24 protein-coding genes and 1 pseudogene are annotated in these 22308 nt (G+C 65.4%); 10 read left to right on the top strand and 15 right to left on the bottom strand.

The annotated features are described in order from the left end of the window. Window positions 1-134: 134 nt before the first annotated feature. From ACLI1C_RS09560 to ACLI1C_RS09550, 3 genes are read right to left on the bottom strand one after another with little or no spacing between them, the layout of a single operon-like run. The gene (locus ACLI1C_RS09560; protein WP_411396627.1) at window positions 135-959 is read right to left on the bottom strand and encodes an ABC transporter ATP-binding protein; all 825 of its coding nucleotides are present in this window, start codon (window positions 957-959) and stop codon (window positions 135-137) included. Continuing rightward, on the bottom strand, window positions 949-1983 hold the full coding sequence (locus ACLI1C_RS09555; RefSeq protein ID WP_411396626.1) for a FecCD family ABC transporter permease: 1035 nt from the start codon (window positions 1981-1983) through the stop codon (window positions 949-951). Before ACLI1C_RS09555 ends, ACLI1C_RS09560 begins: the two co-directional genes overlap by 11 nt. Then, window positions 1980-2951, bottom strand: a complete 972-nt coding sequence (locus ACLI1C_RS09550) for a FecCD family ABC transporter permease (protein WP_411396625.1) — start codon at window positions 2949-2951, stop codon at window positions 1980-1982. Before ACLI1C_RS09550 ends, ACLI1C_RS09555 begins: the two co-directional genes overlap by 4 nt. 128 nt (window positions 2952-3079) lie before the next feature. On the opposite strand from ACLI1C_RS09550, the gene ACLI1C_RS09545 reads away from it, so the two are divergent. The 4 genes from ACLI1C_RS09545 to ACLI1C_RS09530 all read left to right on the top strand — a co-directional run bounded on the left by ACLI1C_RS09545 (window position 3080) and on the right by ACLI1C_RS09530 (window position 7208). After that, window positions 3080-4000: an ABC transporter substrate-binding protein gene (locus ACLI1C_RS09545; RefSeq protein ID WP_411396624.1), complete on the top strand. Its 921-nt coding sequence runs from the start codon at window positions 3080-3082 to the stop codon at window positions 3998-4000. A gap of 63 nt (window positions 4001-4063) precedes the next feature. Beyond that, window positions 4064-4990 carry an ABC transporter substrate-binding protein gene (locus tag ACLI1C_RS09540; protein ID WP_411396623.1) on the top strand — a complete coding sequence of 309 codons (927 nt, stop codon included), beginning with the start codon at window positions 4064-4066 and terminating at the stop codon, window positions 4988-4990. Window positions 4991-5002: 12 nt separating this feature from the next. Continuing rightward, a complete protein-coding gene (locus ACLI1C_RS09535) occupies window positions 5003-5908 on the top strand; it encodes a sucrase ferredoxin (protein WP_411396622.1) in 906 nt (301 codons plus the stop codon). A gap of 85 nt (window positions 5909-5993) precedes the next feature. Next, entirely contained in the window at window positions 5994-7208 is a 1215-nt protein-coding gene (locus tag ACLI1C_RS09530; RefSeq protein WP_411396621.1) for an MFS transporter, read from the top strand. A gap of 7 nt (window positions 7209-7215) precedes the next feature. On the opposite strand, the gene ACLI1C_RS09525 is transcribed toward ACLI1C_RS09530, so the two are convergent. Continuing rightward, window positions 7216-8559: an MFS transporter gene (locus ACLI1C_RS09525; RefSeq protein WP_411396620.1), complete on the bottom strand. Its 1344-nt coding sequence runs from the start codon at window positions 8557-8559 to the stop codon at window positions 7216-7218. 201 nt (window positions 8560-8760) lie between these two features. Between ACLI1C_RS09525 and ACLI1C_RS09520 the strand changes: the two genes are divergently transcribed. Then, window positions 8761-8931: a DUF2934 domain-containing protein gene (locus ACLI1C_RS09520; RefSeq protein ID WP_411396619.1), complete on the top strand. Its 171-nt coding sequence runs from the start codon at window positions 8761-8763 to the stop codon at window positions 8929-8931. A gap of 30 nt (window positions 8932-8961) precedes the next feature. Here ACLI1C_RS09520 and ACLI1C_RS09515 read toward each other — a convergent pair whose 3' ends face one another. Next, window positions 8962-9261, bottom strand: coding sequence for a hypothetical protein (locus ACLI1C_RS09515; protein WP_411396618.1), 300 nt, complete (start codon window positions 9259-9261; stop codon window positions 8962-8964). Window positions 9262-9368: 107 nt separating this feature from the next. Between ACLI1C_RS09515 and ACLI1C_RS09510 the strand changes: the two genes are divergently transcribed. Continuing rightward, on the top strand, window positions 9369-9953 hold the full coding sequence (locus ACLI1C_RS09510) for a 5'-methylthioadenosine/S-adenosylhomocysteine nucleosidase (RefSeq protein WP_411396617.1): 585 nt from the start codon (window positions 9369-9371) through the stop codon (window positions 9951-9953). Here the strand turns inward: ACLI1C_RS09510 and ACLI1C_RS09505 are convergent. Beyond that, complete coding sequence (locus ACLI1C_RS09505) at window positions 9950-10282, bottom strand: hypothetical protein (RefSeq protein WP_411396616.1); 333 nt, start codon at window positions 10280-10282, stop codon at window positions 9950-9952. The genes ACLI1C_RS09510 and ACLI1C_RS09505 overlap by 4 nt on opposite strands. Window positions 10283-10460: 178 nt before the next feature. On the opposite strand from ACLI1C_RS09505, the gene ACLI1C_RS09500 reads away from it, so the two are divergent. Both ACLI1C_RS09500 and ACLI1C_RS09495 read left to right on the top strand, forming a co-directional pair. Further along, entirely contained in the window at window positions 10461-10793 is a 333-nt protein-coding gene (locus tag ACLI1C_RS09500; RefSeq protein ID WP_411396615.1) for a hypothetical protein, read from the top strand. A gap of 105 nt (window positions 10794-10898) precedes the next feature. After that, window positions 10899-11363, top strand: a pseudogene (locus tag ACLI1C_RS09495) (cell wall hydrolase); the annotation flags it as partial. Window positions 11364-11381: 18 nt separating this feature from the next. Here ACLI1C_RS09495 and ACLI1C_RS09490 read toward each other — a convergent pair. The 4 genes from ACLI1C_RS09490 to ACLI1C_RS09475 form a co-directional block, all read right to left on the bottom strand. Beyond that, window positions 11382-11942 (bottom strand): DUF2076 domain-containing protein, encoded by a 561-nt coding sequence (locus ACLI1C_RS09490; protein ID WP_411396614.1) that lies wholly within the window; start codon window positions 11940-11942, stop codon window positions 11382-11384. 72 nt (window positions 11943-12014) lie between these two features. Then, the gene (locus ACLI1C_RS09485) at window positions 12015-12287 is read right to left on the bottom strand and encodes an EscU/YscU/HrcU family type III secretion system export apparatus switch protein (RefSeq protein ID WP_411396613.1); all 273 of its coding nucleotides are present in this window, start codon (window positions 12285-12287) and stop codon (window positions 12015-12017) included. Further along, on the bottom strand, window positions 12284-13993 hold the full coding sequence (locus tag ACLI1C_RS09480) for a flagellar hook-length control protein FliK (protein ID WP_411396612.1): 1710 nt from the start codon (window positions 13991-13993) through the stop codon (window positions 12284-12286). Before ACLI1C_RS09480 ends, ACLI1C_RS09485 begins: the two co-directional genes overlap by 4 nt. A gap of 141 nt (window positions 13994-14134) precedes the next feature. Beyond that, window positions 14135-14878, bottom strand: a complete 744-nt coding sequence (locus tag ACLI1C_RS09475; protein ID WP_411396611.1) for a glycosyltransferase family 2 protein — start codon at window positions 14876-14878, stop codon at window positions 14135-14137. A gap of 195 nt (window positions 14879-15073) precedes the next feature. On the opposite strand from ACLI1C_RS09475, the gene ACLI1C_RS09470 reads away from it, so the two are divergent. Further along, window positions 15074-15841, top strand: a complete 768-nt coding sequence (locus tag ACLI1C_RS09470) for a FecR domain-containing protein (protein ID WP_411396610.1) — start codon at window positions 15074-15076, stop codon at window positions 15839-15841. Between the two features lie 14 nt (window positions 15842-15855). On the opposite strand, the gene ACLI1C_RS09465 is transcribed toward ACLI1C_RS09470, so the two are convergent. After that, window positions 15856-16356, bottom strand: coding sequence for a DUF1993 family protein (locus ACLI1C_RS09465; RefSeq protein WP_411396609.1), 501 nt, complete (start codon window positions 16354-16356; stop codon window positions 15856-15858). 82 nt (window positions 16357-16438) lie between these two features. Between ACLI1C_RS09465 and ACLI1C_RS09460 the strand changes: the two genes are divergently transcribed. Next, entirely contained in the window at window positions 16439-17254 is an 816-nt protein-coding gene (locus ACLI1C_RS09460) for a potassium channel family protein (RefSeq protein ID WP_411396608.1), read from the top strand. On the opposite strand, the gene ACLI1C_RS09455 is transcribed toward ACLI1C_RS09460, so the two are convergent. From ACLI1C_RS09455 to ACLI1C_RS09440, 4 genes are read right to left on the bottom strand one after another with little or no spacing between them, the layout of a single operon-like run. After that, window positions 17251-19950 (bottom strand): ATP-binding protein, encoded by a 2700-nt coding sequence (locus ACLI1C_RS09455; RefSeq protein ID WP_411396607.1) that lies wholly within the window; start codon window positions 19948-19950, stop codon window positions 17251-17253. The two genes, ACLI1C_RS09460 and ACLI1C_RS09455, sit on opposite strands and share 4 nt — an antisense overlap. Continuing rightward, window positions 19950-20153 (bottom strand): hypothetical protein, encoded by a 204-nt coding sequence (locus tag ACLI1C_RS09450; RefSeq protein WP_411396606.1) that lies wholly within the window; start codon window positions 20151-20153, stop codon window positions 19950-19952. The genes ACLI1C_RS09455 and ACLI1C_RS09450 overlap by 1 nt, the downstream gene beginning before the upstream one ends. Before the next feature lie 13 nt (window positions 20154-20166). After that, entirely contained in the window at window positions 20167-20550 is a 384-nt protein-coding gene (locus ACLI1C_RS09445; protein ID WP_411396605.1) for a response regulator transcription factor, read from the bottom strand. A 55-nt stretch (window positions 20551-20605) separates the two neighbouring features. Continuing rightward, window positions 20606-22228, bottom strand: a complete 1623-nt coding sequence (locus ACLI1C_RS09440; protein WP_411396604.1) for a short-chain fatty acyl-CoA regulator family protein — start codon at window positions 22226-22228, stop codon at window positions 20606-20608. Between the last annotated feature and the right edge of the window lie 80 nt (window positions 22229-22308).

Genomic DNA, 22308 nt, shown 5'->3' with positions numbered 1-22308 from the left:
CTGTTTCCTTCTGAGATTGCGGGCGCGAAACAGGCTGCCCAATCTAGGTAGGCCGCGCGGCGGGCGCACGACAGCGATGGGCCAATGTAGGGACTGAGGCCGGTATGTAAACCTTTGGGCGGGAAAAAGCCCGCTCAAGCCGACGCGACCGGCCCGGCCGTTTCGGTGCGCAGGGGTATGCAGAGCGGCCTGCCATGCACCGGATCGGTGATGACGCGGCAGCGCACGTCGAAGACACGGGCAATGCCATCCTCGGTCATCAGCTGCTCGGGCGTGCCGGAGGCGGCAATCGCGCCATCGCGCAGGAAGACAAGGTGATCGGCATAGCGCGCGGCCAGGTTGAGATCGTGCAGCACGAGCACCACGGTGCGGCCGAATTCGTCGCGCAGCTGGCGCACGAGATCGAGGCAATCGAGCTGATGAGCCATGTCGAGATGGTTGACCGGCTCATCGAGGCAGACGACATCGGTCTGCTGCGCCAGCACCATGGCAATCCAGACGCGCTGCAACTGCCCGCCCGACAGCGAACCCAGCCGCCTGGCGCGCAGATGGGCGACGCGGGTGCCCGCCATGGCCAGTTCGAGCGCCTCGCCATCATGGCGGCTCCAGGGCTGCAGCATGGACTGGTGCGGATAGCGGCCGAGCCTGACCAGTTCCTCCACTGTCATGTCCTCCGGCGCGGCTGGGCTTTGCGCCAAAAGGCCGATCTGGCGGGCCAGGGCCTTGTCGCCGAGCCCGGCGATATCGACTTCCTCGAGCAGGATCTGCCCGCTGGCGGGCTTGTGCAGCCGCCTTATGGCGCGCAGCAGTGTGGACTTGCCGCAGCCATTGGGGCCGGCCAGCACGGTGATCTTGCCGCGCTCGATGGGCAGCGACAGGGCCTTGAGCACGCTCAGATTGCCATAGGCCAGGCTGAGGTCGCGCACCTCGATACGATAGGGGGAGCGGTTATCCGTCATGGCGTTGCTTGCCCATCAGCAGGAAGAGGAAATAGGGGGCGCCGATGATTGCGGTCACCGTGCCGGCCGGGACTTCGACCGGCGCGAACAGCACGCGCACGATGAGATCGGCGCCCACCAGCATGATGGCGCCGAGCAGGAAGCTGCCGACGAGGCCGGCGAAGATGTTGCGCCCAACCAGCAGCCGCGCGAGATGGGGCGCCATCAGGCCGACAAAGCCGACGCCGCCGACAAAGGCCACCGACAGCGCGGTCAGGGCCGCGGCCAGCGCGAAGATCAGGATGCGGAAGACCGGCAGGTCGAGTCCGATGCCGCGCGCCGAGACTTCGTCGAGATCGGCCGGCGGCAGCTTGCGGCAGGCGACCAGCACCAGCAGCATGATGGGCACCATGGCGATGGCGGTGATCTGGATTTCGCTCCAGTTGACCTCGTTGACGGCGCCGGCCAGCCAACGTGCCGCCTGGCTGGTCTGGTAGATCGGGCCGATCAGCATCAGGATCATGGTGAGCGACTTGGCGACCGCCGCCACGGCAACGCCGAACAACAGAAGGCGGATGGCCGACGAGGCCTGCCGGCCGGAGAGGATGAAGACGAGGCTGATCGCCACCAGCGCGCCGATCGCCGCGGCGACGGGCTGATAGGCGATGGAGGTGACCAGCGCATTGGATTCGTTGGACAGCGCCGCGAGGAAAATGACGACGCCGAGGGCGGCGCCGTCGATCACGCCCAACACGCCGGGCGAAGCCAGCGAATTGCGGGTGATCTTCTGCAGCAGGAAGCCGGCTACCGCCATGCCGCCGCCGGCCAGGATGGCAATGGCGACGCGCGGCAGGCGGAGCTGCAGCACGATGATCTGCTGCGTCCGGTCCCCTGCCCCGAGGATGACGCCGGCGACCTGGTCAAGCGCGATCCAGGTCGAGCCGAAGGCCACGCCGCTCAGGGCCAGCACCGCGAAGGCCAGGGCCAGCAAGCCGAGCGCCAGTGGTGCGCGCATCGTCCCGACAGTTTCGGGCAGACCGTTCATGCCGCCCTCCGCTTGAGCAGCACCAGCAGCACGAGGCCACCAACCACGGCGGTGATGGCGCCGACCGGGGCCTCGGTGGGGTAGATGACGAAACGAGCCGCGACATCGGCCAGGGTGGCATAGATGGCCCCGATCAGCGCCGCCACCGGGATCAGGCGGTCATGCCGCAGGCCCACCAGCCAGCGGGCGGCATGGGGCACGACGAGGCCGACAAAGCCCACCGGGCCGGCCATGGCCACGGCAGCGCCGGTCAGCAGCGACACCGCGACAAAGCTGCCGCCGCGAACGAGCACCAGTGGCACGCCGAGGCCGGTGGCGGTGGAATCATCGGCCTGCAGGGCATCGAGCTGGCGGGCCAGCAGCAGCGCCAGAGCAATGCCAAGAACGATGATCGGCGCCCCGGTCTGCGCTAGCGCCATGGGCCGGTCGACAAAGGCGCCCGACAGCCAGAACAGCAATTGCTGCAGCTGCGCCTCATTGGTGGTCAGCACCACCTCGACCAGCGAATGGCCCAGCCCTGCAATGGTGACGCCGATCAGCACGATGCGCAGTGGTGACAGGCCACCTGCCCCCGCTGCGATGGCAAAGACCAGCAGGCTTGCCGCCAGCGCACCCAGGGCCGCCGCCAGGGAAAGGCCGACCAGCGAGCCGATGCCCAGCCAGAAGCTGGCCACCACGACGCCCAGCGAGGCACCCGCATTGAGGCCCAGCGTGTCGGGCGAAGCGATGCGATTGCGAGCCAGGGTCTGGACGATGACGCCGGCCACCCCGAGCCCCGCCCCGACCAGTGGCGCGATCACCGCGCGTGGCAGGCGCAGATTGGCGATCACCACTGCCGTCTCTGAACCATCAAAGGCAAAGAGCGCCCCCCAGACCTGATCAAGGCCGTAGAGCCGGTATCCCAGCGTCATGCTGCCGAGCAGCGCGCCGCAGAGCGCCGGGGCCAGCCCGGCATAGACGGCGGGCATCGGCAGAGCATGCCGGATTGAGGGGGTGGAAGTCAGGACAGGCTCTTAATGTTGATATTGACAGTCCGGATAAAGTCTGGTGATTGCCCAAATCATTCATGATGACGCTTGTCAAGTTAGAGGATGCGATGCGCACCATTCAGACTGCCCTGACCGCTGCCGCGGTCGCGCTTGCCCTGGCGCTGGCGCCAGCGGCCAGTGCTCGCGAAGTGACCCATTCGATGGGTGTCGCCGATGTGCCGGATGCGCCGCAGCGCGTGGTGGTGCTGACCAATGAAGGCACCGAAGCGCTGCTCGCCATCGGCATCACGCCGGTCGGCGCCGTGCGCTCTTGGCTGGGCGACCCCTGGTATGACCACATTGCCGGGCAAATGGCCGACGTAACCGTGCTGGGCGAGGAATCGGCGGTCGACCTCGAACTGCTGGCGGCGCTGGAGCCCGATCTCATCATCGGTACCAAGGTGCGGCACGAGAAGATCTACGAGCAGCTTTCGGCCATTGCCCCGACAGTGATCTCGGAGCGCCTGCGCGGCGACTGGAAGGTCAATATGGCGCTCTATGCCGAGGCCGTGGGCAAGACGGCGGAGGCAGAAGCGGCCTTTGCCGCCTATGACACCCGCCTCGCGGCGATCAGCGAGCAGCTGGGCGAGGCCAAGGCCGAGCAGATTTCCCTGGTCCGCTTCATGGCTGGGCGCACCCGCATTTACCTCAAGGACACCTTTGCCGGCACGGTTCTCGGCCAGATCGGCTTTGCCCGTCCGGCCAGCCAGGATCGTGATGAATTCGCCGACGAGGTGACCAAGGAACGCATCCCCGATTTCAACGGCGATCGCCTGTTCTACTTCGTCTACGAGACCGGCGATGGGGCCGCCGACAGCGCAGCGGCCGAATGGATGGCCGATCCGCTTTGGGCCGCGCTGCCCGTCGTTCAGGCCGGCAAGGCCCAGCCCGTTTCGGACGCCATCTGGAACACGGCCGGCGGGATCATCGCCGCCAATGTGATGCTCGATGACATCGAGACCATCTACGGGCTGACCTCCACCCGCTGACCCTTGCCACCGGACTGGCCTTGGCCGGCCCGGTGCCTTTTCCCCAACAGACGAGATTGCCCGATGATCCGCTTCCTGCTTGCCGCCGCCCTCATGGGCTCGACCCTCGCACTCGGCCTTGCCGGAGCCGCCACGGGTCGCGAGATCACCCATGCCATGGGCGTGACCGAGGTGCCCGAAGCGCCGCTGCGCGTGGTCATCCTCACCAATGAGGGCACGGAGGCGCTGCTGCATCTGGGCGTGCAGCCCATCGCGGCGGCGCAATCGTGGGAGGGCAATCCCTTCTATCCGCATCTGGCCGACAAGCTGGGCGACGCGGTCTCGCTGGGCACGGAGACGGCGATCAACCTCGAAATGCTGGCCGCGCTCGAACCCGATCTGATCATCGGCACCAAGGTGCGCCAGGAGAAGATCTACCCGCAGCTCTCTGTCATTGCGCCCACCGTGATGTCAGAGACGATCGGCTCGGCCTGGCTGGACAATTACCAGTTCTATGGCGAGGTGCTGGGGCTTGGCGAGGAGGCCAGGGCCAATGTCGCGGCGCTTGAAGCTCATGCCGATGCGCTGGCTGCCTCGATCGGCGATGCCACCAAGGAAACGGTCTCGCTGGTGCGGTTCGCACCCGGCCGGACCCGCATCTATTCCGACCACTCCTTCCCCGGCGTCGTGCTTGACCTCGTGGGCATTGCACGGCCGCCGCTGCAGCGCAGCGAGGAGACCTTCGTTCAGATCGGCCGGGAGCGGATTCCGGAAATGGCGGGCGATCGGATCTTCTACTTCGCGGCTGATGCCGACGATGCGGAATCGCTGACCAATCTGGAAGAATGGCTCAATGACCCGCTCTGGCTGGGTCTGCCCGCCGTCGAGGCCGGCAAGGCGATCCGGGTCGAGGAACTGGCCTGGAATCTCGGGGGCGGTATCTACACCGCCTATATGATGCTCGACGACATTGCCGAGATCTATGGCGTTCCGGCGCCCGCGGCCGACTGATCGATCGCCGGGATGGCCGCTGACCGCACCTTCTGCACCGATTTCGCCCTCGCCCAGGGAGAGCCGCTCGCCGGCACCGGCGCGATGGCGGAACGTCACCTGTTCATCCGCTGGCCCAAGGGCAAGTGGCGGCGCCCGCGCTATCAATCGGCCGGCATGGACGAGGTGCTGCAGCAGGCCATCCACCAGTCCTATGGGCCGGGCCGCTATGTGGGCCTGCTCGAAAGCGACGGGCAGCCCGACCTGGAGCTGGTGTCATTTCCCGACGGCCGGACGGCCTTGCCGTCGAGCCAGGAAGAGGCTGCGGAGCTAATCCGCCTCTGGGCGGGCGGGACGCCGCTCACCGGCCCTGCTTTGCCCCGACCGGTCATCCTTTGCTGCACCGATGCCAAGGTAAATGCCTGCTGCGCCCTCTATGGTTTTCCGATCTACAAGGCGCTGCGCGAAAAGGCCGGTGCGTTCGGTTTCGACGTGATGCAGTGCACCCATTTCGGCGGCTGCCACTTTGCTCCATCGCTGATCGTGATGCCGCAGCGCTCGCGCTATGGACGGCTGACGCCGAACGACATTCCCGCCTTCCTGGCGTCTCTTGCTGCGGGCGAGTTCTACCTGCCCGCCTTCAAGGGGCGGCCGGAGCTGAGCGAAATCGAGCAATGTGTCGAGATCACCGCGGCGCAGTGGGCCGAGGCCAATGGCCTGACACAGGCCGATGTGCGCCTGCTTGACCCTGCCGTTGAGACAGACGGCCGAGCAACTGCCGAGGCCGAGGCCGGCTCTACCCGCCTCCGCATTGCCCTCGAGCAACGCAGCTTTCACGTGCATGGCACCTGCCGCTCGGTGGTCGAGGACGAGGGCAAGGCGGTGCTGCGCTGGGTGGTTACCGCCGTGGTCCCGGAAGCGATGCTCGCGCCGGCCTAGAACCGCGCAAATAAATCCGCTTGCTCCTGTCGACCCGAGGGGGCCTCATCCGTCTAGAGGATGACAACCTCGGGGGATGTGAGAAATGGATATGCGATATGGTTGGGTCATCGTCGCCGCCGGTGCGCTGATCACCTGTGTGGCCTTTGGCGCCATGTTTGCCTTGCCGGTCTATCTGCAACCCATGGCCGACGATACCGGCTGGACCCGCGCCGGTATTTCCGGCGCCATGACGGTGGGCTTCATCGTCATGGGCGTCGCCGGTTTCGGCTGGGGCACGCTCAGCGATCGCATCGGCGCCCGGCCGGTGGTGCTGATCGCTTCTATCCTCTTGGGTTGCGGGCTGTTCCTCGCCAGCCGCGCCACCGAGCTGCTGCACTTCCAGCTGGCTTATGGCGGGCTTATCGGCGCGGCCGGCGGCGCCTATTTCGCGCCGTTGATTTCCACCACGCTGGCGTGGTTCGACAAGAACCGGAGCCTTGCCGTCTCGCTGGTCTCGATCGGCGCCGGCGTCGCCCCGATGATCGTGACGCCGCTGGCCAGCGTGCTGATCGAGACCTATGGCTGGCGCAGCGCCATGCTGATGGTGGCCATCGGCGCCTGGGCGATACTGATCCCGGCCAGCTTCCTCATCCGCCGCGCGCCCCAGGCGGCGGCCGTGGCGCCAGCGGCCGATAGCACGGTTGCGGCGCCCCGCCCGGCCTCGCCTTTTGCGGCATTGCGAACGCCGCAATTTGCCGTGCTTGCCCTGGTGTTCTTCCTCTGCTGCGGCGCCCATTCCGGCCCGATCTTCCACACGGTGAGCTATGCCATGATCTGCGGCGCCTCGGCGCTCGCTGCGGCCAGCATCTACAGTGTCGAAGGTGTTGCAGGACTGTTCGGGCGGCTGATCTTTGGCCTGCTTGCGGACCGGATCGGCGTGAAGCGCGTCATCATCGGCGGGCTGGTGCTGCAGGCGGTCGGCATCTACGCCTATATCTACGTCACCCAGCTCACAGAATTCTACATGCTCGCGGCCGTGCTTGGCATGGCCTATGGCGGGGTCATGCCGCTCTATTCGGTGCTGGCGCGCGACTATTTCGAGCCGCAGGTCATGGGCATGGTGCTGGGGGGCATCACCATGACGTCCTCGATCGGCATGGCGTTCGGCCCGGTCGGAGGCGGCTGGATCTTCGACACTTTCGGGGACTATCACTGGCTCTATGTCAGCTCCGCTGCGATTGGCGTCGCGGCGGCTGTCATGGCGCTGGCCTTCCCGCGGCCCAGCGTGGGCCAGGCGGGAAGGCTGCAGCCGGCCTAGCGCACGGTCAGGCAGGGCTTTCCGCTGGGGCTTCCTCGGCGTCGTCAGGTGCGCCGGCATAGGCTGCCGACAATTCGCGATAATGCCGAGAATTGAGCGCGAGGATGGTCACGCCGACACCGACAAAGCCGGCAATGGTGAAGACCAGGGCGATGCCGCGATCCGGGCCGGTGCCGAACCAACTGCCAATGGCGTCGGCGCCGGCCCCATCCGTCATGAAGGGGATGACGACGAACTGCGTCAACGGCCCGATCAGGAAGGCGGTCAGCGGCGAGGCGGCCTGCTCGATCGACTGGGCAAAGCCGAAGACCCGGCCCTGGCGCTCGAGCGGCACCACCTTTTGCAGCGTCGTGTGCTCGGCGGCCTCCGCATAAGGCCCGAGCAGCATCCAGACAAAGCAGCCTGCGGCCAGCAGCCAGATCGACGGCTGGACGGTGAACACGCAGCACACGCTCCAGGTGATCAGGTTGACCAGCAGCAGCGTGCGCAGCGGATTCTTGCCCAGGCCGAATTTGGAAATGATGATGCCGCTGGCGATGAAGGCGGTGGACAGCACACCGAACAACAGGCCCCAGACCTGCACCGATACCAGCGACAGGCCATAGGCATCGAGCAGCGCCATGAAGATGCCGCCCAGGAAATTGTTGAAGGTGGCGAAGAAGATCAGCGCGAACAGCCCCGGCACGGCGGCGATCACCGCGATGGTGCCCTTGATGTCGACGCGCTTGGGCTCGGCCGGCACGCCCGGTTCGGGCGCAGCGCGCTGCTCGTCGATGCGGACGAAATGCAGGTGCGCAAAGGCCAGCAGCGTGAGGCACAGCGCAAGCACCAGCGTCGCCAGCATGCCGCCCCAGGCGACCAGAAAACCGCTGATGACCGAGGTGGTCAGAAAGCCGATGCCCGACACCATGCCGACCAGCCCATTGGCCTTGTCGCGTTCCCCTTCGGGGATCAGCACGGTGACCAGGGTGGGCAGCGCGATGGAGCGGATATTGCCGGCAATGACGCCCAGCATGACGAGGAAGACGAAGATCCAGAGATAGGCGCCATAGGGGTTCCTGAAGGCCCCTTCGGGCTCCAGCAGCACCATGGCCAGCGTCAGGGTATAGAACGCCGCAGAGACCGCGCTCGAGCCCATCATGGCGAGCTTTTTGGGATTGTGGTCGACGATGCTGCCGAACCAGAAGCCGAAGGCCGCGGTGAACACCAGGTAGACGCCGGCCACCATGCCGGTGGCAAAGACCGAGCGCGTCTCGAGGAAAATCCAGAATGTCAGGGCAAACCAGACGGTGAAATTGGTGATGTTGGCAACCAGGTTGTTGCCGAGAATCTGGTGAAAGGGGTTTCGCATCGTCCTGCCTGCCGCTCTGCGCCGTCGCGCAAGTTTATCGGGAAATCGGGTCAATCCCAACCGATGATGCATGCCGGCGTGCCAGTCTGCGTCAGCAGGGACCGGCCAAGGACGGTTGACCACAGGGCAATCCGACAGATGTTCACTCTCGCGAAACCATGTTGGGGCACCCTTGGCGCATCAGTCAGCGTGAGGTTACCGATGGAAGACCAGGTGAAAAGCCGTGCCTATGCGATGTGGGAAGCCGATGGGCGCCCCGAAGGGCAGGATCAGCAATATTGGTTCAAAGCCGTGGCGGAACTGGCCGGCGCGGCCGCCGCAACGATCAAGCCAGCGCGCAAGCGCAGCCCGCGCGTCAAGAAGGCGGCGTGATCCCGAAGCCCGGCGACCGTGTTGCCGGGCTCAGAGATCCAGCATGCGCGGCCAATAAACGTCGCTGTCGAAGTCTTCGGGAATGGGCGAGAGCCGGGAAATGGCCTGGGCGGCGAACTCGACCTGCAGGGCATAGTGCCGGACATCGTCGGGCATGGGCCGGCCGGTGATGAATTCGCGGGTGCGCCATTCCTGCAGGCGGCAGGATCGGAGACGGCGGCGGGCTTCGGCCTCGACATCCTCGACGAGAATGGACACCACTGCAGACCGCGTCGCCGGGCGCGTCGGCTCGGTCCACTCCCTGCTACCCTCGATCACCGCGAAACGCACTTTGATCCCCTGAAATCCGCTGACATGCATCAGATTGTCACAAGCCCCTTACCGAACCGGTAACGAGACGGCTTGGCAAGCCGTCCGGCCATGCTAGCCTTGCATTCATGACCATCCTCTATGTCATGGCCGCCGAGGCCGAATATGGCCCGCATCTGCGCGCCCGCATTGCCCCGCTGATGACCGGTGTCGGCCCGGTCGAGGCGGCCATTGCCGTCACGCGGGCGCTTGGCGAACGCAGCGGCGCCCTGCCCGGGCTTGTCGTTTCGCTGGGGTCGGCCGGCTCGCGGGTGCTGGAGCAATGCGGCATCTACCAGGCCAGCAGCGTCTCCTATCGCGACATGGATGCCTCGGCTCTGGGTTTTCCCAAGGGACAGACGCCGTTCCTCGACCTGCCGCCGGTCTTGCCGCTGCACACAGTGCCCGGCATCGCGACGGCGAGCCTCTCGACCGGCGGCAATATCGTCTCGGGCGCGGCCTATGACGGCATCGACGCGGAAATGGTGGATATGGAAACCTATGCGGTGCTGCGCGCCTGCCAGGCCTATGGCGTGCCCCTATTGGCGCTGCGTGGCATTTCCGACGGGGCGGACGAGCTCGGTCATGTCGATGACTGGACGCGGTATCTGCATGTTATCGACGAGAAGCTGGCGGCCGCCGTCGACCTGATCGCGGCGTCCTATAGGGGCTAGTTGCCGCCGCCGGCCTTCTTGTCACGACGGGCGCGGCGCCAGGTGCTCCATTTGCGCGTGCCACGAACGACGGTGGAATTGACCGGCCCCTGCAGGAAGACCAGGTCCAACGCCAGCAGCAGCAGGCCGAGTGGCAGCATCCAGATGCCCAGCACCGGCAGGAAGCTGAATATGCCGCCCAGGATGAGCAGGATGCCGAGCGGGATGCGGATCAGCCGGGCTTCCGGCCGGCGGATGCGCTCAAGCCAGCGGGCGGCAAAGCCCGGAATCCGCCGCTGCAGGCGGTCGAACTGGCGATTGAGGCGGGCGCGGCTCTTGGATGCCATCATCGGGTCCCTCGTATGGACATGTCCATTTCGCATCTGGTGAGTCAAACGCCAAGCGCCAAGATCGTTTCGGTCAATTTTTCGCGTCCGGCACTGGCGAAACCTGCCGGAACGCGTGTGGCGGAACTTCCGGCCCGGGCCAGAGTTGAGCCAGCAACGAAACCCTATTCTGGAGCGTCACATGGCCACGAGTGCAAAAAAAGCTATCAAGACAGTCGAAGATGCCGGCGAGAGCGTGTCGGACGCGCTGTTCGACCAGATTGCCGCGCTGCGCAAGGAGATCGCCTCTATCTCCGAGGCCGTGAGTGACTATGGCGGCCACGCGCTCAGCGATGTGCAGCACAATGCTGTCGCCCTCGCCAAGGAAGTCCGTCACCAGGGCGCCGTCGTGGCGCGTGAAGCCAACAAGCAGGCGCATGCCGCCGGCAAGGTGGTGCAGGAAAATCCCGTGCCCGTGATCGTCGTGCTGGGGACCATTGCCCTGCTCTCGGCCCTGCTGTTCAAGCGCGACTAACTTTGCCGCGTTCAGGAACTGGTAACCCTTCGGGGCAAGGCCGCCTTAAGCCTATTGGGGCATTTTCGGTCTGACTTGCAGCAAAGCAACAGACCGGAGCAGCCCATGGCACCGATATCGCGGACTATTCTCCATGCGCTGACGCTGGCTGTGTCAGCGTCGGTGCTTGGGGGCTGCAGTTTCCTCGGTCTCAATTTCGGCATGGCGCAGCTCAGCGAAAAAGAATGCCTGATGCGCGCCATGTATTTCGAATCGAACCGCTCCAGTTCGGAAGGCATGCTGGCCGTCGGCACGGTGGTGATGAACCGCCAGGCCGATCCGCGCTATCCCAAGACTGTTTGCGGCGTTGTCGGGCAGAAGAACCAGTTCGCGCAGGGCGTGCTCACGCGCAAGATGACCGATAGCGGTGCGGTGCTGGCCTCGCAGATGGCCGATCAGGTCTTGCGGGGCGCGCGGCATCCCGGGGTGCAGAATGCTCAGCATTTCCACACCGCCGGACTGCGCTTTCCCTACAACAACATGTATTACGTGCTCGAAGCGGGCGGGAACGAGTTCTACGAGAAGCGCTCGCCCGTCCGCTAGGCGAGGCTAGAAGCCGCCGCCAAAGTCGAAGTCATCCCCACCACCGAAGTCGTCGCCGCCGGCGTCAAACTCCTGCTCCGTCGAGTCGGCAGGCTCTTCCGGGCTGGCTTCGGCGGCATGGGCGCCGCCCGTCAGCATGCCGGCAATGGCGCTGCCCAGCAGCACGCCGCCCGTCACGCCCAGGGCCGTCTGCGCCGCTCCGGCCAGAAAACCACCACCGCCCTGCCCGCGCCGGTCGTCATAACCCTGCTGCTGGCTGTCCCATGGTCCGCGGCTGCGCGCCGGACGCCGCTGCTGCGGCTCCGCATCGCCGAACAGGCCGCCAAGGAAGCCGCCTGCCGGTCGCTGGCTGGCTTCCAGTTGCTCGATACGCTCCTGGGCCTGCCGCAGAGCCTCTTCCTGGATCAGGATGGTCTGCGCCATGTAATAGGGTGCGGGCGGATATTCCCGCAGCCGCTGCTGGATCAGCGCCTCGGCGTCGCTATCGCGCGGCGGGCTCTTGCGTGCCACGTCCTCGATGCGGTCGAACAGGCCGTCAATGGCCTGCTGGTCTTGCTGGTTCGGCATGTGCCCACTCCATGAGCGACTGATAATGATCAGGAGATGGGAAAGCATGCCGCGCTGTGCAATGGCGGCAGGCTATTTCTGTGCGCTGGCCCGCAGCACATAGCCGATGACGATCGCCACGGCCTCGTAGAGCTCGATCGGGATCGTGTCGTCGATTTCCACCCCGCTCAGTGCTTCGGCCAGCACCGGATTGGCCTCGACGATCACGCCGTTTTCCTGCGCCAGTTCGACGATGCGGTCCGCCAGCAACCCTCTGCCCTTGGCGACAACACGCGGTGCATCGCGGGTGCCCTTTTCGTATTGCAGCGCTACGGCGACGGAGCGGGGACGAATTTCATCGCTCATGTGCGGGAATCCACGAAGTGACCCGAAGGCGCTGGCGGCGGGGTTGGCGGCTCGCCATGTCGGACGATAATGGCGCCCGGGTTCAGCCCGGCGGCGGCCAGCGTGTCGCGCAACGCCGTCACCTCGGCTTCGAGAGCGGCAGAGGTTCCGGGTTCGGTAGCCCAGAGCATGACGCCGGTGGCACCCGCCCGCAGCGAGACCTGCGCCCCGACTTCGCCCATGCCCGGCAGGCTGATGGCAAAACGCATCTGCCAGCCGCGTTCTGCACTGGCGTCGGCTTCATTGTGCTGGTCGCGATGGATCTGGAGTTGCAGCAGGGTCTGGTGCGAACCGATCAGCACCGGCAAGTCCATGCTCCAGTCGGCCGTCCGCGCCAGGGTATCGGGTAAGGACGCATGCTGATGCAGCCGCACCCGCGCCAGCGCTGACTCGGTGCGCTCCAGCAGCTGTTTGCCGACCTCCTCCGGGGCGACCAGCGGATCGACCGGCGGGGCTTCGGCACCTCGAGCCCGCAACACGCCGCCCTTGAGCGGCGGCGGGATATGCGCAACGGCGGCCACTGGCGCCTGCGAGCCGAGCCAGGTGACCAGGGTTTGCCGCAAGGCCAGCAGGGCCGATTTCATGTCGGCCTGCGGCAATGGCAACTGGCCGCGCGCCAGTCCGGCCTCCTGGAAAATGCCCGCACCGCGGATGGCGGCCTGCAATTTGGTGCCGTCGAATTTCGGGGCGTCAATCGCCACGCGGTTGGCCAGGACCTGCTGGGCCGCCCGGGCCACCGGTTCGGGCAGCACCACCTTGCCGGCAATACCCGTGAGCGCTGCCGTCAGGCTGGTCACGGCGCCCTGCCGTGGCACCGAGGCCTGCACCATTTGCGCAATCGCTGCCTGCGGGGTGGCTGGCTGCGTTGCCGCCGGCTGGGGCGCTGTTGCCGTCGGCACCGGATTGGCCGTCGCACCGGCGGCGGGCGTGGCTGGCGAGACCGGCACCACCGGTCGGATACCGGTAGGCACGGCCGAAGCAGCCGCTGGCGCCTGGGCGGCAGGGCCAAGGCTGGCGGCCGCCACCGGCACGGGCTGGGGCGCAGGTGTGGCAGACTGAGGATAGGGCGTGGCCGGCACTGCCGGCTGGGTCGTCGCTGCTGCAGGCATTGCGGCAGGGCCGGCCGGCATGGCCTGTGCTGCCGCAGGCTGCGGCAAGGTTGGCGGATTGGCTGAAGCTGTCGGCGGCGGCGCGGGGTATGCGGTCTGCTGAGTGGATGCCGGCTGGGTTGCCGCATTTGCCGGAACAGCCGGTTGTGGCGTCGACGGCACGGACGGGGCTTGCGGCTGTGTCACCTGCGCTGGGGGCGGGTTGCCCTGCGAGGGAGGCGAGCTGGCCTGAGGCGTCACCGGGGTGGCGGATTGGGTGGGCTGCGCGGGCGCCGGCGTGGCGGGCGATATCGGCGTACCGGTCGGCATTTGCAGCGCCAGGCGCAATTGCTGCGCGCTGCCCTGGACCTCGAATTTCAGCGTCTCGCCGGCCTTGGCGGCCAGCGGCAGCAGGAGGTTCAGCATCTGGCCGCGGATTTCCACCTGCGTGCCGCCATTGGGGGCCGGGCCGACGACCTTGCCATCCAGCACCTGTCCGGCCTGCAGCGCCAATGCCTGCAAGGCCCCGGAACGGGCCGCCGTCACGATCTGGGGTAGCTGCGAGGGGATCGTCGTCACGTTCCGGCCCTCTGCCGCTCCATGCGGCAACCCATTCTAGCGCAGGCTCAGCATCCGATGATTCCCCCGCTGTTGGGAAACTTAACGTTGCCTCACCGGCGGCGCGCGAAAGTGGCGCAGTGCGGCCTTATATGTGTTGGCTCAGTCCGGGCGGATATCGGTATACTTCTTGGTCGCCGGCTTGCCGCGGAAGGTGACCCAGAAGAAGTTCAGCGTATAGGTCCCGGCTGTCCGGAACACGCCTTCCTTCTCGAGGCGGCGCCCCGAGGTCATCATCTTGAGGGCAAAGGTCCATTTGACCCCGCCCACCTTGGACAGCCGCACCGCGACGTCGGTATCCTCGCCAAAGAACTCGATCGAGCGGTCATACCCGCCGACTTGCTGCCAGGCGGCGCGCTTGAAGACGAAATTGCCCCCCTGCACCACCGAGCCCACCCGCAGCACGAAGCGGTTGAGGATGTAGATCAGGTAGGTCAGGCCATAGAACATGTTGACCAGGAACCGGCTCCACGCGGACATGTCGTAATAGACGTAGGGCCCGCTCAGGCAGACGAGCTTGGGGTCACGGCCGAATTCGGCGAATACGGTATCGAGCCAGCCCGGCGGGACGATGGTGTCGCTGTCGATATTGGCGATCAGCTCGAAGCCCTCGCTGGCGGCAAAGCCGGCATCGCGGGCATTCACTAGGCCCTTTTTGGGCTCATCGACCACGCGAACACCGGCAAAGCTGCGGGCGATCTCGCCGGTGCGGTCGGTCGAGGCATTATTGACGACGATGACTTCAGCATCGGCGCCGGAACGCGCGATTTCTGCAATCACCGATTCAAGGCATTTGCCGATCAGCGCTTCTTCGTTGTAGGCCGGGATGACGAATGCCAGTCTCATGACTGCCTCTTGGCTGGGCTGGAGCGGCTTGCCGCAATGTGGTGCAAATAGCGCCTGCCCAAGGCCACGGCAACAGAGCGCGGTGCTTTTCCATCGATGTTCGGGCCTGGCGGCCTGCGTCGACTTGTTTCCGCACCATGGCCGGTAATACTATGTTCATTCGGCATTCAGCTGCGCATTGCGACAAGCGAGGCCATGATGAAACAGTTTGTCTTGATACCTTTGCTTGGCCTGTGCCTGTCGCTTGCGGCACCAGCCGCCTATGCGGATGGCGAAGGCACGGCCGTCGGCGTCAACCCCGATGCGGTGGCGCGGGTCAGCTCCAGCGACCGCCTGCTGCATGTCGGCGCCGATGTATCGGTGGGCGAAATGATCGTCACGGGTCCTTCGGGACAGGTCCAGATCATCTTCGACGACGCCACGCGGCTGGTGGTCGGTCCGCGCAGTTCGCTGCTGATCGAGACCTATCTGCTGGCAAGCAGCAACACGGCGCAGAAGCTGACGATCAATGCGCTGGGCGGATCCTTCCGCTTCATCACCGGCAACAGCCCCAAGCCTGCCTACTCGATCAACACGCCGACGGCGGCCATTGCGGTGCGCGGCACCGAGTTCGATCTCATCGTCGAGCCGCGGATTACCCGCGTCATGCTCTATGACGGGGCCCTGCTGATCTGCAACAATTCCGGGGACTGCGAAGTGCTCGACGACCGCTGCGAAGTCGGGATTGCGGCAGGCCAGCAGACGGTGCTCTACCAGCGGCTCAATCCGGAGCGGGCACCGCTCAGCGCGCAGTTCCGCTATGCCCGGTTCCAGGCCTCGCTGCTGCCGCCCTTCCGGGTCAGCGGCGTCGGCAACTGCGTGGAAGAGCGCGCGGAAGCCGATCCCGGCTCGGGCTCGTCTCCCACGCCGCAAAACCAAACCCAGACTCAAACTCAGACCCAACAACAGCCGGGCCGGAACTAGTCAGGCTAGCTGTGCTAACCGATATAGTCGCGCTTGCCCACCGGCACGCCACCATGGCGCAGGATGGCGTAGGCGGTGGTGACGTGGAAGAAGAAGTTCGGCAGCGCGCGCTCGGTCAGATAGGTCAGGCCGGGCATGGTGACGTCCTGGCCGCCCAGCTTGAGCGTAACCTCGCGGCTTTCGCCACCGGCCAGGTCTTCTGGCCGGATGGTGGCCAGCAGGTCGAGTGCCTTGCGGATGCGGGCCCGCAATTCGTCGAAGCTGTGCTCGGTATCCGGCCATGAGGGAATTTCGCGACCGGACAGACGGCAGACGCAGCCCTTGACGTGGTCGGTCGCGATCATCACCTGGCCGCGAAACGGAATCATGTCGGGGGAGAGCCGCATGTCGGAAAGAACCTTGGTGTCGAACTTGCGCTCGGCGGCGCTGGCTTCAGCCTTGTCCATGATGGCAAGCAGGTTGGTCAGCATGCGGGTGAATACCGGCACGGTCACGTCATAGACAGAGATGGTCATCGCAAAGTTACCTTGATTGTCACGCCCCGAACGGGGACAGTCTTCTTGCGCCTGCGTGCGAAGGCTGGCAAGGCAGTTGGGTATGAGTGCGGAAAAAGACAAGCCAGCAGACGACGATAGCAAGACTGCGTTCCAGGAGTTTCGCTCCCGGTTACGGCTGCTCTATCACAGCCAGTCGCCGGGTGCGCAGCGCTTCCAGGCCCTGGTGCTGATCGTTGACCTGGCGATCATCGCCTTCTTCATCGCCACCCCGCTGCTGCGCGGGGACGAATCGTTCCTGTGGATCGATTATTCCATTGCTGCACTGCTGGCGGTCGATCTGGTGGCGCGGGCGCTGGCCACGACCGATATTATGCGCTGGCTGCGGCAGCTGCCGATCATCATCGACATCTTCATCCTGGCGACGCTCCTGGCGCCGACCCTGTTCTTCAATCTGGGTTTCCTGCGCATTCTGCGCCTGTGGACGCTGACGCGCAGCTCCACCTTCTGGCGCCCGCTGCGCAAGCGCAATCTGGGCATCTACCAGGAGCCGATCCAGGCCGTCATCAACCTGCTGGTGTTCCTGTTCGTGGTCACCGGCTTCGTCTACACGGCCTTCGCCAATCGCGGCCATGACAATATCGCCGGCTATGTCGACGCGCTTTACTTCACCGTGGCCACCGTGACGACGACGGGCTTTGGCGACATCACCCTGCCCGGCACCTGGGGCAAGCTGACATCCATCGTCATCATGATCGTGGGCATTTCGCTGTTCGTGCGCCTGGCCCAGTCCATCTTCCGGCCGAACAAGGTGAACTTTCCCTGCCCGGAATGCGGCTTGCAAAAGCACGACCCCGACGCCGTGCATTGCAAGGCCTGCGGCCACGTCCTCAACATTCCCGATCACGGGCACTACTAGCGCAATACGGTCAGCCTGACGCGGAAGCAGGCGCCGGGCAGCGGGCCCTGCACGAGGTCCAGCGACCCGTTCATGCGGGCGATGATCTGGCGGGAAATCGCCAGCCCCAGCCCCGCCCCGCCCTGGTCGGCCACGCCGCCCGGACCGCGCCAGAACTTCTCGAAGATCAGCTTGCGCTCGCGCTTGCCGATGCCCGGGCCGTTATCGGCGATATCCACCACATAGCTCCCCGCCCGGACGGTGGAGGAGATGTGCAAGAGCGGGGTATCGGAGTCGTTGTATTTCACCGCATTGGAAATCAGGTTGATGAAGACCTGACAGAGCCTGTCGGCGTCGCCCTCGACCATGGTCCGCTGCGCGCGCTCGCCCAGTTGCACCTTCATGCCGCGCTGGCGCAGCAGCGCCTCGCAGACCGTCAACGCCCGGTCGAGCGCAGCTTCGGCGTCGATCGGCACATTGTCCCAGGCCCGTTCGCCGCGCTCCAGTGCCGAGAGGTCGAGGATCTCGTCGAGCAGCTTGGTGAGCCGGAGGCTTTCCTGGTGGATGGTCGAGACGAAATGCTGGCGCTGCCCGGGGTCGATGTCCTGATCATCGAGCAGTATTTCCGAGAAGGAGCGGATCGAGGTCATCGGCGTGCGCACTTCGTGGCTCACCTGGCTCAGGAACTCGTCCTTCTGGCTGTCCAGCTCGCGCAGCTGCACGTTGGCATCCTCCAGCTGCTGGGCCGTCGAGCGCAGCTCTGCCGAGGTCTTTTCCAGCTGCTGGGAATATTCGATGACCTGCTGGGTCTCGTCGGCCATCTGCATCATTTCCTCAAGCGAGACTTCGCTGCCCGAGACGACCTTGGAGAGCATGACATGGGCCGAGGCCGCGCCGATCGAGCCCGCCAGTTCGCGCTCCAGCCGGCCGATAAAGCCGGGCGAGGGCTCCAGCATGTCAGGATCGACGCCGCTCTCGCGCGCTTCCGCCTCGAACAGGGCGGCGGCGCGCCGCTCGCCAAGCACCCGCTCGGCCACGAAGAATAGGTCGTTGGCGGTGGCCGAACCGCGCACGAAGTTGCCCCGGGCGACCTGGCCGCGCTTGAACACGTCGACGAAGACGCTGGCCTGGATGCGTTCGAGCGCCGATTGGGTGGTCAGCAGCGAGACCACGGTCAGCGTCAGCACGTTGATCGAGAGGCTCCAGAACGCCGCGTGCGCCAGCGGGTCGAGCCCCTCGAGCCCGAACATGGCCTCGGGCCGCAGCCAGGATATGCCCCATGGGCCCTGGCTCATCATCAGGGCAATGCGCGGCGACACCGATTCGAACGATGGCAGGAAGCTGCACCACACCCAGAAGACGAAGCCGGCGGCAATGGCCGCGGTCGCCGCCTTGAGCGAAGCGTCGCGCCAGAACAGCGCCGCGATGACCGCCGGGAAGAACTGGGCGATGGCGGTGAAGGAGATCAGCCCGATAGGCGCTAGGGCGTCGGAATCCCGGGTGAAGAAGAAGTAGAAGAAGCCCAGCGACAGGATCAGCACGATGGAAAAGCGCCGGGCGATCAGCAGCATGCGCGACATGCCCTGCCCGTCCCCGCTGCCACCCGAGCTATAGCGCAGCACCAGCGGCATGATGATGTGGTTGGAGACCATGATGGAGAGGGCAATCGACTCCAGGATGATCATCGACGTTGCCGAGGAAAAGCCACCGATGAAGGCGAAGAGCGCCAGCGCGTCCTGCCCGAAAGCCATGGGCAGGGTCAGCGCGAACATGTCGGGATTGGACCCCGCCGGCATGCGCGTGAGCCCGAACACCGCGATGGGCAGGATGAAGAGGCTCATCAGCAGCATGTAGGCGGGGAAGGCCCAGCTGGCGACGCGGAGGTGGTTCTCGTCCGAATTCTCGACCACCGTCACCTGGAATTGGCGCGGCAGGCAGACAATGGCGGCGACCGACAGGCCCAGCGTGGTCAGCCAGCGGGCGTCAAAGGTGTTCTCGGCATCCATGGTGATGCCGATCTCGGCGGCCTGGCTGAAGATGTTCTCAAAGCCCCCGCCCACATAGACGACGAAGATGCCCACAGCCACGAGGGCCGCCAGCTTGACCACGGCCTCGAAGGCAATGGCGGCGACCACGCCGTGGTGCTGTTCCTTGGCGTCGACGTGGCGGGTCCCGAACAGGATGGTGAACAGCGCCATGCCGGCGGCAATGCCGAAGGCGAGCCCGACATCGTCAATCCCGGCCAGACTCCCCTGGCCGAATTCGGACGAGCCGGCGACCGCCTGGATGGAAGAGGTCACCGCCTTGAGCTGCAGGGCGATATAGGGCGCAATGCCGACCACGGCGATGCAGGTGACGAGGACTGCCAGCCGGTTGGACTTGCCGAAGCGCGACGACAGCAGGTCGGCCACCGAGGTGATGCGCTGCAGGTGGCTGATGCGAACCAGCCGGCGCAGCAGGAACCACCAGCCGACAAAAACCAGCGTGGGGCCGAGATAAATGGTGAGGAATTCCAGCCCGCTGCGGGCGGCATTGCCCACTGCCCCATAGAAGGTCCAGCTGGTGCAATAGACGGAAATCGACAGCGTATAGACGGCGGGCGAGTGCAGGAACGACTTCTTGTGCGTGCGGGCCCGGCGATCGCCAAAATAGGCCAGCACGAACAACAGCCCGACATAACCCACGGCGGTGGCAATGACGAAGTCAGCCGACAGCATCAGCGGTCACCGTCACCTGACTCGGCGGGTTCGTCGCGCGGCACGGCATGGGCCAGCAACGCGGTGCCGCCGATCAGGAGCAGCCAGACCACGAACAGATAGAAGACGATCTGCGGGATGCCGAAATGGAAGATGGGCTGGTTAAACACGTAGACCAGCGGCGGCAACACGAGCAGTGCGCCGAACACGGTCAGCAGCAGCATGCCGCTGGTGAGCCTACGAAGTTCCGGCATCTCGGCCCAGCAAGTGTCGCACCGCGCCGACCACGTCGGCATTGGCATATGGCTTGGTCACGAACACGTCCGCCCCGAACTCCTCGGCAATGCGCCGGTCCTGCTGCTGGCCTTTAGCGGTCAGGATCAGCACCGGCAGTGCCCGGGTTTCGACGTCGGCGCGAATTTGCTTGAGCACTTCGAAACCGCTGCGCTTGGGCAGCATGACGTCGAGCACAAGCACGCGTGGCTTCAGTCGTCGAACCGCGTCCAGCGCCGCGTCACCGTCGGTGACGGCACTGATCGTCCAGCCCGCGCGCCGCAGGATGAAGTCGAGCGATTCAAGAATGCTCGGCTCATCCTCGGCAATAAGTACGTCTATTGCCAAAATCCCCCCTCAAAATCTGCGGTCTCCCCTCCGCAGATGCTTCACTTAAGCGCAATCACGGCGGATCGCCAAGGCCGAATTGGGCGGGCAGTAGCGGCGCGCGGGTTTCCGAGCGGCTTCCTCCCGGGGAAAGGGCTTCTTCCTGACGGCTGGCGCAGTCCCGTCTCGTGCACAGGCGGCAGCTCGGGCCGACCGGAATGTCCGCCGAAAGGTCGGACAGGTCGAGGCCCGAACCATAAATGGTGCGGTCGGCATGCAGCATGTCGCAGGCCAGCATGACCGAAGCGAGGGCGGGCTGCTCGCGGAACGAACCGGGGCGCCGCTGCACGGTGCGCGCGAGAAACAGGTAACGCGAACCATCGGAAAATCGCACGACCTGGCGCAACATGGATTCAGGGGTCCTGAAGGCACCATAAATGGCCCAGAGCGGACAGGCATGGCCGCTATTGGGCAGCAGCAGGCCGGGAAGCGGGAAATGCTTGGTCAGTCTTCCCGCCGGGTCGGAGCGCAGGAAGCCGAAGGGAATGCCCTCCTGCCCCGGGCGGCGCAGGGTGACCAGCCGATGCGCCACCTGCTCGAAACTGGCATTGTAGACCTGCCGCAGGTGGTCGATGTCATAGGCTGAAGCCTCGGCGTCATCGAGCATCCGCGCATAGGGAAAGACGATGGCGCCGGCCAGGTAGGAGCCGACAGCACGCGAGGCCAGCCGGCGCGCCGTAGGGGTCGATAGCGTCGCGCTTTCCAGCGTATGGGCGATGGCATCGGCGCCAGCCAGCTGGCCATAGAGCCGAGCCAGTTGGAACTGGCGCGTTGCAAGGGTGGAAGCGCCCTGGAACCACATCACCCGGCGCTCGGACTCGAACCTGTATTGCCCCGGAAATTCAGGATCACCGGGCGCGCCACCAACCACCATAACCACGCCGAACTTGCTCTCGAGCAATGCAGTCAGCGTCGCGATGCCGAACTGCCCCGCCTGCTCAATCTCGGCGCGCAGCGTGTCTGCCGTGTCTTCCAGCTCCGGAAAGTGGTTCTGCCGCTCGATGATGAGATCGTCGATTTCACGGGCCGGGGAAACGCTGCGCCGGTTCTGGCTGGACGTTTCGAACTGGCCGATCAGGTTGCGGGTGACATCTGACAGCGTCCGCGTGTCGCGGCCAATGGCCGTCAGGAATTGGCGCCGCTCGGCCTCGTCGAGGTCCGGCACGTCTTCGAGGATTTCGGCGCTCGATCGGATGGCGGTAATCCCCGACAGAATCTGGTGCAGCAGTTGCGACAGCAACGGGTCGGAGCGCAGCCGGTCGGCATAGGCATCGGCATGGGCCATGGCGGAGGAATAGGCGCGATGCATGCGCGCCAGCGCCGCGGCGCTGGCAGGGTATTGCGCGACCAGTTCGCGTCTCTCGTCTGGGCGGAAAGCGAGCGACTCGACCAGGGGATCGGCGAAGGCCTCTTCGAGGTCCTGCAGCAGTTTTTGCTCGGCCCGCCCCGCCAGTTCATCAATATCGATGTCGAGTTGCGCCGCCACGCGATTGAGCAGTGCCCCGCCGATGTCGCGTTTGTTGTTCTCAATCAGGTTCAGGTAGCTGGCAGAAATCCCCAGGCTTCGTGCCAGCGCTGCCTGCGAAATCTTCAGCGATTTCCGTCTGTTGCTGATGCGGAAGCCAATCGGCGCACGCATGGATCCGGCCCTCCCCCGCCCGGCGCTTGTCAACGAATTGACTAACATTCGCCCTGGTTAGAGCAATTATTGACAGATTA

The organism is Devosia sp. XGJD_8 (genome assembly GCF_046614475.1).
Classification (GTDB): Bacteria; Pseudomonadota; Alphaproteobacteria; order Rhizobiales; family Devosiaceae; genus Devosia.
Note: the sequence above shows the minus strand (reverse complement) of the source record. Positions and strands in the feature narration are given on the sequence as shown.